The organism is Helicobacter bilis, assembly GCF_001999985.1.
Classification (GTDB): domain Bacteria; phylum Campylobacterota; class Campylobacteria; order Campylobacterales; family Helicobacteraceae; genus Helicobacter_A; species Helicobacter_A rappini.
On sequence record NZ_CP019645.1, the window covers coordinates 2,346,222 to 2,360,402 of the forward strand.

11 protein-coding genes are annotated in these 14,181 nt (G+C 34.3%); 7 read left to right on the top strand and 4 right to left on the bottom strand.

The genetic code is table 11. The features are described from left to right. Nucleotides 1-54 precede the first annotated feature (54 nt). The 7 genes from XJ32_RS10460 to XJ32_RS10490 all read left to right on the top strand — a co-directional run bounded on the left by XJ32_RS10460 (nucleotide 55) and on the right by XJ32_RS10490 (nucleotide 7,871). Entirely contained in the window at nucleotides 55-1,578 is a 1,524-nt protein-coding gene (locus XJ32_RS10460; RefSeq protein WP_077389605.1) for a zinc-binding metallopeptidase family protein, read from the top strand. Nucleotides 1,579-1,594: 16 nt separating this feature from the next. Continuing rightward, nucleotides 1,595-3,193 carry a phospholipase D family protein gene (locus XJ32_RS10465; protein ID WP_077389611.1) on the top strand — a complete coding sequence of 533 codons (1,599 nt, stop codon included), beginning with the start codon at nucleotides 1,595-1,597 and terminating at the stop codon, nucleotides 3,191-3,193. A gap of 83 nt (nucleotides 3,194-3,276) precedes the next feature. Continuing rightward, nucleotides 3,277-3,963 carry an ABC transporter ATP-binding protein gene (locus tag XJ32_RS10470; RefSeq protein ID WP_077389614.1) on the top strand — a complete coding sequence of 229 codons (687 nt, stop codon included), beginning with the start codon at nucleotides 3,277-3,279 and terminating at the stop codon, nucleotides 3,961-3,963. Nucleotides 3,964-4,277: 314 nt separating this feature from the next. Next, nucleotides 4,278-5,189 (top strand): hypothetical protein, encoded by a 912-nt coding sequence (locus XJ32_RS10475; protein WP_077389617.1) that lies wholly within the window; start codon nucleotides 4,278-4,280, stop codon nucleotides 5,187-5,189. Between the two features lie 34 nt (nucleotides 5,190-5,223). Beyond that, nucleotides 5,224-6,468 (top strand): type 1 periplasmic-binding domain-containing protein, encoded by a 1,245-nt coding sequence (locus tag XJ32_RS10480; RefSeq protein ID WP_254422369.1) that lies wholly within the window; start codon nucleotides 5,224-5,226, stop codon nucleotides 6,466-6,468. A 16-nt stretch (nucleotides 6,469-6,484) separates the two neighbouring features. Beyond that, nucleotides 6,485-7,270 (top strand): threonine/serine exporter family protein, encoded by a 786-nt coding sequence (locus XJ32_RS10485; RefSeq protein ID WP_077389620.1) that lies wholly within the window; start codon nucleotides 6,485-6,487, stop codon nucleotides 7,268-7,270. Further along, entirely contained in the window at nucleotides 7,263-7,871 is a 609-nt protein-coding gene (locus XJ32_RS10490) for a threonine/serine exporter family protein (protein WP_005219275.1), read from the top strand. Before XJ32_RS10485 ends, XJ32_RS10490 begins: the two co-directional genes overlap by 8 nt. A 42-nt stretch (nucleotides 7,872-7,913) precedes the next feature. On the opposite strand, the gene XJ32_RS10495 is transcribed toward XJ32_RS10490, so the two are convergent. The 4 genes from XJ32_RS10495 to XJ32_RS10510 all read right to left on the bottom strand — a co-directional run bounded on the left by XJ32_RS10495 (nucleotide 7,914) and on the right by XJ32_RS10510 (nucleotide 14,017). After that, on the bottom strand, nucleotides 7,914-9,929 hold the full coding sequence (locus XJ32_RS10495) for a pseudouridine synthase (RefSeq protein ID WP_077389622.1): 2,016 nt from the start codon (nucleotides 9,927-9,929) through the stop codon (nucleotides 7,914-7,916). A gap of 47 nt (nucleotides 9,930-9,976) precedes the next feature. Then, entirely contained in the window at nucleotides 9,977-11,728 is a 1,752-nt protein-coding gene (locus tag XJ32_RS10500) for a single-stranded-DNA-specific exonuclease RecJ (RefSeq protein ID WP_077389625.1), read from the bottom strand. Nucleotides 11,729-11,736: 8 nt separating this feature from the next. Then, entirely contained in the window at nucleotides 11,737-13,347 is a 1,611-nt protein-coding gene (gene pyrG, locus XJ32_RS10505) for a glutamine hydrolyzing CTP synthase (RefSeq protein ID WP_077389628.1), read from the bottom strand. A gap of 190 nt (nucleotides 13,348-13,537) precedes the next feature. Further along, the gene (locus tag XJ32_RS10510) at nucleotides 13,538-14,017 is read right to left on the bottom strand and encodes a hypothetical protein (protein ID WP_077389631.1); all 480 of its coding nucleotides are present in this window, start codon (nucleotides 14,015-14,017) and stop codon (nucleotides 13,538-13,540) included. Nucleotides 14,018-14,181: the final 164 nt, after the last annotated feature.

Here is a 14,181-nt window from a genome sequence, read left to right on the forward strand (position 1 = left end):
AAGGTTATAATGTAGTCTTGTTATGAATAAATATTGAACTTTAAGGATAGCATAATGTCTGCAATAAGCTCTTTCACACAGGCAATACTAAATATTTTCTATCAATTAACGACAATCCCGCATGGTAGCTTTAATACAAACGAGATGGCAGCATTTTTAGAATCTTTTGCCAAATCAAATGGCTATGCAATAAAAAAAGATTCTGTTGGCAATATACTTGCATATAAAGAAAATACAGAATCTAGAGTATGTTTTCAATGTCATTATGATATGGTGTGCGTTGGACTTGCAGCACAAAATCTAGCGTTAAATCTTTTGCAAACAAAGAGAAGATACAACAATATCGAGCAAACTTGGCTAAAAGCTCAAGATTCTAGTCTTGGTGCTGATAATGGCATGGGTATGGCGATTATGATGTATTTCATGCAGCAGGGTATTCACGCAGAGTTTCTTTTCACAAATGATGAAGAGGTAGGCATGATAGGGGCAAAAGGGCTAGAGATTCCTATTCAATCTAAGATATTGCTTAATCTTGATTCTGAAGTCTTAGGTGAGATTACTATAAGCTGTGCGGGCGGCTTTGACCTAAATTATCAAAGTGAATTTATCACACAAGAGATTCCGCTAAATTATCATTATTATGTCCTATCTTCAAGGAATTTTGCCGGTGGTCATAGTGGATTAGATATTAATAATCCTTTGCCAAACTATCAAAATGCAATCCTGCAAAGCACATATTTTTTAAATACAGCCTTAAATGAGAGTGAAAAGGATTCCTTATATGTGATTAACTGGAAAGGTGGTGAGAAACGCAACTCAATCCCTATGCACTCAAAGCTAATCATCGCAAGTAAGCAAAAACTAAGTATAGAATCAAATGAATTTTTTGTATTTGAAGAGCTAAAAGAAGAGCATAATGAAATGCTTGATAAAACAAATGAAGTCTTTTTACAAACGCCAAATGGCATAGAGTTTAAGATTCTATACAATCTACTTTTAAGTTTAAATATAGGTGTGCTTGATAGTATAGAAAATGCGGTGCAAAACTCTCGTAGTCTCTCACATATCTCATTTGCAAATGGGAATCTATCTCTTGCTTTCATGGGTCGTGCTAATACAAATGATTTATTGCAAGATAACTTAACTCAACTAAAAAAGATTCTAGAAAAAGAGCAGCCAAAGCAAAAAAAAGAGAGTCTGCAAATAAAAATGAGTGAATATTATGCCCCATGGGAAAAGCAGGATAAAAGCATAGCATCTAGTAGCATAAATAAAACTTTATGTGAAACAGAAGAGATGAAAGATTCATGCAGTCTAAAAGAGATTCTAAAAGCAATGTGTATGAGTATGCAAAAACACACAGAGCCATTCAACATAACGCCAAAAATAGTAGAGTTACACGCAGGGCTTGAGTGTGGAATCTTACTCAAAAGATTTAAAGATTTGGGGCTATCTGATATCATTGCCTTAAGCATTGGTCCATCAATCAACGCACCACATTCTATCAATGAAGAAGTATGGATTGAGAGTGCTGGGGTTATAGTAGCGATCTTGCAAGATTTTATGGAAACGATATAAGTATATGGGAAAAACAATGCCAGACTTTACTACAATGCTAAGCGTGAGTTTATCACTGCTTGGTGCGCTTTTGTTGTGTATCTTGGTCCTACTTATCTTTAGTGCGTGTTCGCCGCTAACTTCTATGAATCATAGTGTCAAAACACATTATACCCCCCATTATAATAGCTTTAAAAGCCCTATTGCAGAGCCATACAAAGAAGAGTTAGAGCAAAAAAAAGATGGCGCATTAATCATTGCTGATGGCTCAAGTGCGCTTTTACATAGACTAGGTTTCGTGCAGATGGCTACAAAAACCATTGACATTCAAACCTATATCTATAAAAATGAACTCACTTCAAGGCTACTTGCAAGAGAGCTTTATGAGGCGGCAAATCGCGGTGTAAAGATTAGAATCTTAATCGATGATAATGGAATCTCATCAGACTTTTATGACTTAATGATGCTTGATAATCATGAAAACATTGAAGTGAGAATCTTTAATCCATACTTTTTTCGCTTTGGTCCTATGCATGCATTTGAGGCGATATTTAACTTCAGTCGCATTAATAAACGCATGCATAATAAGCTTTTTATCTTTGATGATACCGCATTAATCATGGGTGGTAGAAACATTGCTGATGAATATTTTGAAAATGCAAGTGTGAATTTTACCGATACAGACTTATTATTTATCGGCAATATCGCAAAAGATGCGAAACTAAACTTTGAAGAATTTTGGAATTACAAAAGAAGTATCCCTGTAAATCTCTTCCCAAGTAAGAGAAAATTAGAAAAATATCGCAAAAAAGCAAAAAGCCCAGAAGAACAAGCCAAACAATATAATGTAGGTAAAGCTGATTGGGAAGAATACCTAAGCGATATGGAAGTGTTTAAAGCAAAATATAAAAATAAAGAATTTAACATGACTTGGGGTGAGGGCACATTCCTAGCAGACTCACCAGAAAAGATTGATAAAGGCAATGGTCCCTTTACAACACCTATCCTTGAAGCCCTATCTTATAATCTTAGCCATGCAAAAGAATCTATTGTCATCTCTTCATCATATCTTGTTCCGGGTGTCGCGGCTATGGATATATGGCGTGATTTTATACAAAATAGGGGGATTACCATTAAGATTCTTACAAACTCACTTGCCTCTGTTGATGTGATACCTGTGTATTCACATTGGGAAAATTATAGAGATAAACTTGCTTTGATGGGCGTGCAAGTCTATGAGTATCCAAACTTAGAATCTAAAAAGGCAAGGCTAAAGGATAAGGTAAAATTCTATCATTCATCAAAAGGTAAAGTAAGCCTTCACTCAAAATACATGATTATAGATTCTCACACCATTGCTGTGGGTAGCTTTAATCTTGATTATAGATCAGCTATGCTAAATACTGAAAGCATTGTATTTTTTAAAAACAAAGAGTTAGCAGACCAACTACATAAGATTACAGAATCTCAAATGCAAGATTCCTATAAAATCGTATGTGATACAAATACGCAAAAATGCCATTGGGAGCTAAAAGATGAAAATGGTGTGCAAAAATTCTCCGTCTCACCAAATACAAGCGTATGGCTTAGATTCTATAAAACATTGGCAAAGATTATGCCAGAAAAGCTTTTATGATAGAATTTTAGAATCTAATTCATTTGGGTGGGTGCATTTTGACAAGAATTTAGATTTTATAAAAGATTTTGTAAAGGAAAATTGTGAGTTTCATACAGCTAGATTCTATAACAAAGACTTATGGCAAGGGTAAAAATACTTTTCAAGCCCTACATGGTGTGAATTTAGAGATTAAAAAAGGTGAGTTTGTAGCCCTCATGGGTCCTTCTGGGTCAGGTAAATCCACAATGGCGAATATACTTGGCTGCCTTGATATTGCTACAACGGGCAAGTATTATTTCAATGGTGTTGATGTTTTTACGCTGACACGGACACAAAGGGCATTATTGCGGCGGCATTATATGGGATTTATCTTTCAAGGTTTTAATCTTTTATCAAGGACTTCTGCGCTTGAGAATGTGGAGTTACCGCTCATATATCGCGGTATGCACAAAAGAGAGCGGCAAAAAATCGCACTTGAAGCACTTGATATGGTGGGACTTGCGGACTGGTCGCATCATAGTAGCGGAGAGCTTAGCGGTGGGCAGTGTCAGCGTGTAGCCATAGCGCGTGCAATCGTTATGAAGCCTTTATTTTTACTCGCTGATGAGCCAACAGGTAATCTTGATACAAAAAGAAGTAATGAAGTTATGGAGATTCTAATACGACTAAATCGCGATATGAATATTACAATCCTTATGGTAACGCACGAGCCAGACATGGCACAATACACACACAGAGCAATTCACTTTTTAGATGGAAATATCCATGATGAAGTGATTTTTCAATAAACAGGCTTTATACAATTTAATCATTAGAATCTAAAATAACTTATCATATTGAGTGTAGTAAGACAGACAACCTAAAGATTCTAAAAAATCTTTTGTTTAACACTCAAAATAAGAAAGTAATATAGAACTTAAATCCTTTATAATTCTTAATGTTAGTTAAAGATTCCATTAAACCTTGAAAGTTGCAACCACGATAGGACACATATCGGCAAATATTGATATCGAATGAAATATATTTATTAAAACAGCATATATTTTTATTAGAATCTTCTCTCAAAGTTGTGTGTAAAATTTATTAAAATTTGGATTGTGTTATGCAAGATGATATGGCGATTTTATATAAGCATGTGAAGGCATTGGATATGTTGTATAGACATGCAATGCTTGGTGATAATTTTGTGGATTTAGCAAAACAAGATTCTAATACACACAAGCAAAAAATCACTCTTGCCACACAAGCAAATCAGCAATATAATAGCTATGAAGCAACTACTTCAAATCATACAAACACACAGCAAAACATGCAACAAATCGCACAAAAAGTTATACAATGCAATCTTTGCTCTCTCTCTAAATCTGTAAAAGATTCTGAACGATTATGTGCTATTTTACCTACAAAAAGAGATTATCCTATTGATACGCTCTCTAACAATGCAAAAGAGACTACAAATAAAGATTCTATTGCCACTAAAACCATACAAAATCACACAAAAGCATTTCCAAATATTGCCTTTATCACAGATTCCTTGCATCTTAGGGAAGCTCCAAAAGATAGCTATGCTTTATTAGAGAATCTTGAGTTAAATAGAAGTAATGAAATGCTTTTTGACATTATAGAAAAAGTCTTTTTACTTCATAAAGAAAGTGTATTTCTTTTTCCGCTTTTTAAATGTGCTGAGGTTGGTGATAATCAGCAAATAAGTATGCAAATCCGCACACAGCCCCTTGCCACACAAAGACGCATTTGTAGCAATTATCTCAAAGCTCAACTTGAAAATATGAGTTATGCGGTATTTTTTGGTGAGCATATATGCTTTGATTTCTTTGAGATTTCATTGCAAGAGGCAAGTGGTAAGTTACTTGAATATCATACAGCACAGGGCAAAAAAGTGCTTTGTGTATGTGTGCCAGATATTATGCAAATGCTTATGAAACCAAAGTTAAAAAAAGATGCCTTTATTAATTTTGTATTGCTAAGAAATGCAATTTATGCAATTTCATGCTAAAATATTGCTTCATTATTTGTATTTAAGGATAGGAATGTTACATAGCAAAATCATACAAAAAATAGCATTATGCCTTGTTATATTTGTAACGCATTTAGCAGTAGCAAAAGAGCATATTATGTCCCCCTTGCCAGTCCCTGAACAAGAAATTGTAGATATTGAGATAAAAAAATGTTCTAAATCATGTTTAAATAAACTCTATGAAAGTGAGCAATTCTTTAGTTTTGCTTCACATTATCGCTCCACAAAAGATAAATCTTTAAATGAGAGATACAAGGCTGTTGTAGAAGAGCTTGGCATTAATGCTTTTATTCCTTTATTTGATTCTAGTAATGGGCTTAAGGTTGCCTTAATGATTCCGCAAAAAAATGTCGGTAGATATTCTGTAGCAAGTGCTGATGCAATCCTTGCTTATCTCATCGCACATGGCGATAACTTTTCCTTTAAAGTCTTTGATACACAAAATGAAGAGATAAAAAACCTTGTCGCGGGTTATAATAAAATACATGAAGAAGAGTTTGATCTTATAGTTGGCATTCTCACACCAAAAGGCTTAGAGAATCTACTGCAAAATGTAAATATCACAACCCCGCTTTTTATCCCTACCATTAATGAAAAACAAGCTATGAAGTTTGCACCGAATAAAAATGTATATTTTGGTGGTATTGACTATGAAAGTCAAGTAAATATGATGGTAACACTTGCTGAGCAAAAAAAGAATGCGATTATAAGCTTTAATGATGATGGCATGATTGGAAAAATGATTGGGGCAATCGTGCAATCGCGTGCTGGCAATGTAAGACAAGAAATAATAGATTCCAAAAAATCTACTAATTTTGCCCCTATCATCGCAAAATATCGTCAAGGTATTAGAAACTCTATGGTTATGCTAAATACCTCTGTGATAAAAAGCGGCTTAATTATCCCTCAAATGGGTAACGCACGAGCTATGCCCTCTGTCTTTCTTTCCACACAGATTAATTATAACCCATCACTTCTTACTTTAATGCCAAAGGAAGATGCTAAAAAGCTTTTTGTCGTGAGTGCAATAAGCCCTATACATACGCGTTTATTGCTATTTAATGAGATTCTATCTGCTGACTTACAATATGACTGGGTAAATTATGCAACGGCTTTGTCTCTTGACATATTCTTAACACAAGGCAGTAAAGCAAATCAGCGTTTTTTCTCGGAAAGTTTGCAAGGCAATCAAGTGATATATCATAATAGATTCTATGGCGTTAAAGATTCCCATTTTATCCCTGTAAAGTTAAAATAAAGTGAGTAAATAGACTATGAATAAAAACGGCGAAGATATAGAAGAGTTAAGCATATTTTTAGCAAAATATGCTGCTGCATTATTATCAAGTGGTGCTTATACCTCGCGTGTGTCTCGTTGCACAGAGCGTATTGGTGAGAGTTATGGATATGATGTATCTATGATTATTTGGCTTAAATACATTAATCTTAGTATCGCACAAAAAGATAATTATGAATATCGCCGCACACAAGTCAGCTCAAACCCTCCTATGAATACAAATTTTAGAATCATATCAGAGCTTAGCGCATTAAGCTGGCAAATACATGATAGTAAAATCACGCTCAAAGAAGCGCGTATAAGATTTGAGCATATTATGCAAAATAAGCATAATGGCTTTTTTGCTACACTCTTTTTTGCAAGCCTTGCGAATGCGGCATTTTGCAAGTTATTTGAAGGTGATATTGGTGCATTGATATGCGTATTTATGGGGACATTTGCTGGATTTGCAAGCAAGCATATACTAACAAATTTACAGGTTGATATACGCGGAATCTATGTATTAGTATCTTTTATCTCTTCGTTTGTCGCCTATATTGGCGTGCATTTTGGGATTACAAAAACGCCCGGAATTGCCATTGGTTTAAGCATTGTATATCTAATACCCGGCATACAAATCATTAATGCCCTAGCAGATGTCTTGCATGAATACACTTTAATGGCATTAAGTCGCGGTGTGAATATGATTATTTTACTGACTTGTATTGCAGTTGGTGCGTATTTAACCTTGAGTATCGCCCATGTGAGTGTGTTTGATGTTTAATTTAGAGTTATATCCACAATTACAAGAGTTTTTATATACTGATTTTTTTAATACAAACACTCTGCCACATATATTTTATAAAATGCTATTTGCTATGGTTGCTGGATTTGGCTTTGCCTATGCACTTCATCCGCCCAAAAAGGTATTTTTTGGAATCATTATTGTTGCTGGATTTGGCTATTTTATCCGCTCCATTCTTTTGCAAAGCCCTATTTTTAGCCTTGCTGGTGCTACTTTTTGTGCGGCAGTTTGCATGGGGTTTGTCGTTGTATTGCTTGCAAAATATACAAAAGTCCCCGTAGAAGTTATTGTATTTCCCGCACTTTTGCCTATGTTTCCGGGTAGCTATGGATATAGAAGTATTTTATCACTTCTCACTTTTACGCAACATGCCGATAAGCCAGAACAGCTTACTTATTTACTCGCATTTTTTAATAATATTACGACAATGCTATCTGTCTCACTTTCCCTTGTTGCTGGTGTATTAGTGATATTTATTATTTTCCATGAGCAAAACTTTACAATGACAAGGGGGACTAAAAAGACTCCAATCTATCAGGTATTACGCGAATTGCGTAAGACTAGAAAGCAAAAGCCATAGTAATCTCTTGTTATACTCATATTGTATCTGTGTTTTTATTGCTTATTCACATATAAAGCACTCTTCCAAAAAGCTAAGACTAGAAGCATGTAGTAATAGCCTATCTGTGCTGCAATAATGAAGCCTTATATCTTTTAGAATCTTTTCTTGATGTGAGGGCAGGGCATAATAAAAAAGCAGAAATGTAAAGAAGAAAGATTCAAAATCTTTATTAAAATCTTGTGTTTTGCTATGTGGTTGAGAGAGTTTAGAATCTATCTCATTTGAGCGATAGTAGGGTTTAGGGTGCAAGCATTGCGATATAAATTCTATATCATCATGCAGGAAACATGAGAGAAAACTCGCCCGATTTGTTTTATTATATTTTTGAGAAAAAAAGCAAGAGATTAGAAACTTACTAAGTGATAGAGATAGAAACTTACAAAATGGTAGAACGAAATATTTAGATTCTGCAACTTGAATGTTTTTAGAATCTGTATTTAAATCTATTTTAGAATTTAATCTTTGTTTAGATTCCATATTAGATGTTTCGCTTTGCTCAACATGACAAGCTGTTTTAGCTTCTATAGTCTTACAAACTACACTAAAATTTAGCATTGCATTATAAAGCATTGTTTGTGCTATATTTTTATCTCGCCTTAAATAATGGATAGCATAAACATATTTTTGAATACTGCTAGAATGCTTTTTTGTGAGAGTTTCAAAGAGATAAGATTCTATATTTGCCCTCAACTTCTTGCTTTGTAAATCAAGGAATAAACTTGCGACAACAGGGCATAAGCCATAAAGGGTATCACCTAAGATTTTATGCTGCAAACTTGAAGTGTGAATGCGGAGCTGATGTGTTTTGCCACTTAAGGGAAAAAGTTTTACAAGTGTAAATTTTTCGTTTTGTTTAGATTCTAAGTTTTTAGATATTTCTTTTTTGCTTTGCTTAAAGTCAGTATGAAAAGCGGTTGTGGAATCTAGCTTTTTAGATACTTCGCCTAAAGACTCAGTATGACAAGTATGAGAATCTAAAATATTATTTTGTGCCCTAAACCCCGCACCCCACACATTAAGAAAAGATTCATAACATTGCAACAACTTCTTTTCATTAAAAAAATCGCTATATTGCAAGGTAAAATCATCACTTTTTCTAGCCATAGAATCTTGCTTAATTTTTTTATCATAATCACACTCTGTAAAAAGCATGGAATCTTGTATAAAACCCCTAGAAATATCAGCTAAATTTTCCTGCGGTGCAAGTGAAAAAAGTGCTTTATGTGAAAAAAACGGATTGCTAGATTTATAAAGATAGCTTGAAACTTCATTAAAGTTATGAAATACATGAAGTGGTGTGAGTATGGTAGTAGCCCTGCTTTGGTCTTGTTGTATAGAATCTTTTGTGATAACTTTTATTTCATCTTCTTTAATCGCTTTTACTTTTAAATTTTTTACACTACCTTTAATGCAAAGATTCCCAAAATCTTTTGGAAAAATAATCTCTGATTCTATAAGTAAAGATTCTTTAACTTCGCCATGCAAAATAGCCATATAGCTTTTTTCTACGCCCTTTTGTAAAAAAAGATTTTTTAGCATGACTTCACTTTGCTTATCGATAGAACACACTAAAAGCCCGCTTGTTTCATAATCAAGTCTATGGCAGGGATTAGCATGTTTGCCAAAATAATACCGCAAAGAGTCAAGTATGCTTTTAGAATCTGCTAGGTTTTTAGGGTGAGTGAGAAGTTTTGAAGGCTTATTAAACACACAAAAATAAGGGGGATTTTGTGAGATTTTTATCTCTAAATTAGGAATATCTTGCTGTAAAATCGCATGATTTGGCGGCACACAAGCAAAGAATGGTATAAGATTAATATCATCTGGCATAAAGCTTAGAATCTCTACATATCCTTTTTCTAAAAAGTCTTTTTTATGAATGATTCTAGAATCTTGTTTTATGCGGTTTTTATCAAGTAGCTTTTGTGTGTCCTTTTTGCTATATCCATTTTGAAGTAAGAAATGTGTAGCTTTTATGCGTTCTGCTACTTGAAGTGAGATTGTCTTAAAGCCCACAGATTCTATCCCTTATAAATATTTCGCATAGATTAAAATAATAGATTCTATTCTGTATAAACTCTATCGATTATAAGCATGATTTGCCTATTTTGCGTAGTATAAAAGCTTTGAGAATCAAGGGCTATTGTTGCACGAAAACATAATATAGAACCGATAGTAAAGTTATAATCTGCATACTTTTGATTAAAAAACATGCCTTTAATACTGCTATTTTCTGTCCGTTTAAAGTGAAATTCACGAAAGCCTTGCCCGGTTTTCTTACACTCAAGTATCTCCATTTCACAGAGAAATTTTGGCAGTGGATTCCCATTTCCAAAAGGCTCAAAACTTGTGATACATGAAAAAAGCTCATAATTAATTAAATGTGAGTTTAATATACCTAAAACATTCTCTTTTTTCTCTATATTATGAGAAATTGGCTTGAAAGATTTTATAAAAGATTCTAGATTATAATCTTTTAATTCCAGCCCCACAGCTCCCACATGTCCCCCATATCGCTGCATTAAATGTCCTATTTTTTGCATGCTAGAGATGAGATCTACATCACCAGCACTTCTACCACTGCCCTTACATACGCCATTTGTATTTGTTAAAACAAAGCAGGGCTTTTGAAACTCATCAGCCATTTTACCCGCTACAATCCCTAGCACACCTTCATGCCAGTCTTCACCCACCGCACATAGCATATTCTCATTTTGAGGTATTTGGCTAATGGATTGAAAGGCTTTATTAGTTACCTCATCTTGTAAAAGTTTTCTTTGTGTGTTTAGGTCTTTTAACTGCTTGAGATAGAATCTAGCATTTGATAATGAAGTTGAGCGCAGGAAAGATAGGGCGATTTTACCATCGCTAATCCTACCTGCCGCATTTAAAAGCGGAATGATTCTAAAGCCTAGCACTTGAGAGTCAATACTACTTTTTAGATTCTCCATAAGGGCTTGAAAGGCATATCTCTTACTATGTGGAATGTGCTTTAAGGCGTATTTACAAATCGTGTGATTTATCGCATTTAGCGGCATGACATCAGCGATTGTTGCGATACCTACAAGCAGTAGAAAAGATTCCATTCTTATATTTTTTAGATTCTTTTCATAGCAATTTAAAAGCTTTTTTGTTTGATTATTCTTAGTGTTAGAATCACTACAAAGATTTAGCATACTAATCTTTATCGCACAGCAAAAATACCACGCCACTAAGCTTCCACAAATCTCACTATAAGGGAAGTTACATATTGCTTGTTGCGGATTAATCATAAAGTTACAATATGGAATCTTTTGGTCTTTATTGCTATCTACTTCAAGTGTATGATGATCTGTGATTATCAATCCTATATTATGCTCTCTGCATAGCTCTGCTGCTTGAAAGCTACTCACACCATTATCAACGGTTATAATCACTTTTACATCGCTATGGTCTTTTAGAATCTCATGAAACAGCTTCACACTAAAGCCATAGCCATGTATAAAGCGATTAGGCATAGCAAAGGCTACATTATTGTATGAAAGCTCATTAAAAAAATCAAGCATAATAGAAGTCGCACAAATCCCATCAGTATCATAATCTCCAACGATTACAATCTTTTCATTCTTTAATATGCTTTGACATACAAAAAGACTTGCTTCCATATTATTATGAAGTTCTTTTGGGTGCGGTATATCTTTTAATGTATGAAAGCAAAAGTCTTTGAATCTTTGTTTTAAAATAGATTCTATCTCATTAATATGACTAAAGGTTTGTAAGCCTTTTTTGATCGCATTAAAGTCATGCTGCGTGTTTATAGCAGAATCACTAGGCATATTACACCTTATTTGTGATACTTTAGGGCTTGCTGCACGAATGCAAGGATAATGGCATTAGGATTCTGTAATCTTGAGGTAAATTCAGGGTGAAACTGCACGCCAACAAAAAAGTTATGCTTTGCAATCTCTATTGTCTCAATAAGCCCATTACACTCACCACTAATGATTAAGCCATTCTCTTCAAATAAAGATCTATACTTTGGATTTGCCTCATATCTGTGTCTATGTCTCTCTCGCACAACTTTTAAGTTATTATAGGCAGAAGAAATCTTTGTATTTGGTTTTAGATAGCATTCATATTCGCCAAGTCGCATTGTGCCACCAAGCGGGGAGTTATGCGTCCTTACCTGCTTATTACCCTCTGTGTCTAAAAAGTCTTCAATCATGTAGATAATAGGATTCTTGCATTCTTTATCAAACTCTGTGGAGTTAGAATCTTCTAGTTTTAATACATTCCTTGCAAACTCAATTAAGGCAAGCTGCATGCCAAGACAGATACCAAGAAAAGGTATATTCTTCTCTCTAGCATATTTAATAGCAAATATTTTACCTTCAATACCCCTTTCACCAAAGCCACCGGGGACTAATATGCCATCTAGATTCTCTAATTTAGACTCTTCAATATGTTCAGAATCTAAAAATACAATTTCAACTTTTGTATCTAGATTTGCCCCCGCATGAGTTAGGGCTTCTAAGAGTGATTTATAAGATTCTTTAAGGGAGAGATATTTACCTACAAAACCTATTGTAATCTGCTTTGTAGGGGATAGAATCTTTTTTACAAGTAAATCCCACTCTCTCATATCTGGTGTAATCTGTAATTGTAAAATGCGTGATAATGGGGCTAATATCCCCTCACTCATAAAGTTTATAGGGCATTTATAAATGCTTTGTGCATCTTCAGCACTAATCACACTATCCGTATCAACATCACATGCAAGAGCTATTTTTTGCTTTGTGTCTTTTGATAATGGGACTTCAGACCTTGCGATAATTATTTGTGGGCTAATGCCTATCCTACGCAATTCCTGCACGCTATGTTGCGTTGGCTTTGTCTTTAGCTCATCAGCAGCTTTAATGTAGGGCACAAGTGTAACATGTATGCTTAATACATTATGTGCGCCTTTTTCATGTTTTAATTGTCGCATGGCTTCTAAATAGGGCATACCCTCAATATCGCCCACCGTGCCACCAAGCTCTACAATAAGCACATCAAAGCCAACACCAGCACGCTTTATACGACTTTTAATCTCATCTGTAATATGTGGCACAATCTGTATAGTTTTGCCTAGATACTCGCCCTTTCTCTCTTTTTCGATTACTGATAGATAGATTTGCCCTGTTGTAAAATTATTATTCCTTGAAAAGCTTGTATTTAAGAATCTTTCATAATGTCCTATATCTAAATCTGTCTCTGCCCCATCAAGGGTAACAAACACTTCACCATGCTCAAGCGGACTCATAGTCCCCGGATCCACATTAATGTAGGGATCAATCTTTAAAATGGATACAGAAAACCCAGCATGTTTCAGTAAAGTCCCAATAGATGATGATGATATGCCTTTCCCAAGAGAGCTTAAAACACCACCTGTAACAAAGATATATTTTGTATCCATATAACACCTTTTTATTTTTTTCGAGTCTATTTTTCAAATGCAATTATAAAATAAAAGTATGTAAAAAGTGCAATGCCCCATCATTTCTCTTAAGTTGTCGTTTTGGTTTTTTGTGTTTGTATGAGATTTGATATTTATTGCGATCATAGTCTTTGCTTAGTTTAGGCTTGTGAATATGTGTGATAAAAGCTTATTTTATTTCTTTATATATGTGTATAGGGCTTTTGCGTAAGAAATAATCCGCATCTTCTCTTCCCAAATGCATAGTTTTTTGCCATTCCTCAAGGCTACAATGCTGCAACATTGAATCTTTCAAATCTTTAATAGCGGTTAAAATTTGTATTCTATCAAAAGTAAAGCTAAACTCTTTAGGCTCATAAATTTCCCACACAATTACAGAATCTAAAACGATAATTTTAGGTGTATTGACTATCCCAGCACACCCTTCATCGCCGCAACCACACACAAAAATTGGACATTTACAACTCTCTTGCAAGGAATACTCTAAACGAGAAATATTTAAATAATACTCATTGTTTTCAAAATGAAAATATTGATTATTAATGTAGGGTTGCAAAATAAGCTCATGCGTATATTCAGCAAGTAGTTCATCATCATAATCTTGCGGATCAATTTGTATGCGTTGAAATTTAAAGCTTATTGAATCCATTTATTTCCTTTCAAGCGTGATTATAAATTAAAAATGGGGTGATGATGTGTTGCTACTATTTCAAATATTGCAATGTATATTGTAATATTTTTGTGTGTAATTGATGGATATTACTAGAAATTAATTTCATCAATTTGATATAACAGATTCTTAAACCATTTAGA

Coding starts and splice junctions, on each gene's coding strand:
- XJ32_RS10460 (WP_077389605.1), top strand. CDS start 55: ATGTCTGCAATAAGCTCTTTCACACAGGCAATACTAAATATTTTCTAT.
- XJ32_RS10465 (WP_077389611.1), top strand. CDS start 1,595: ATGCCAGACTTTACTACAATGCTAAGCGTGAGTTTATCACTGCTTGGT.
- XJ32_RS10510 (WP_077389631.1), bottom strand. CDS start 14,017: ATGGATTCAATAAGCTTTAAATTTCAACGCATACAAATTGATCCGCAA.
- XJ32_RS10500 (WP_077389625.1), bottom strand. CDS start 11,728: ATGCCTAGTGATTCTGCTATAAACACGCAGCATGACTTTAATGCGATC.
- XJ32_RS10490 (WP_005219275.1), top strand. CDS start 7,263: ATGTTTAATTTAGAGTTATATCCACAATTACAAGAGTTTTTATATACT.
- XJ32_RS10485 (WP_077389620.1), top strand. CDS start 6,485: ATGAATAAAAACGGCGAAGATATAGAAGAGTTAAGCATATTTTTAGCA.
- pyrG (WP_077389628.1), bottom strand. CDS start 13,347: ATGGATACAAAATATATCTTTGTTACAGGTGGTGTTTTAAGCTCTCTT.
- XJ32_RS10475 (WP_077389617.1), top strand. CDS start 4,278: ATGCAAGATGATATGGCGATTTTATATAAGCATGTGAAGGCATTGGAT.
- XJ32_RS10480 (WP_254422369.1), top strand. CDS start 5,224: ATGTTACATAGCAAAATCATACAAAAAATAGCATTATGCCTTGTTATA.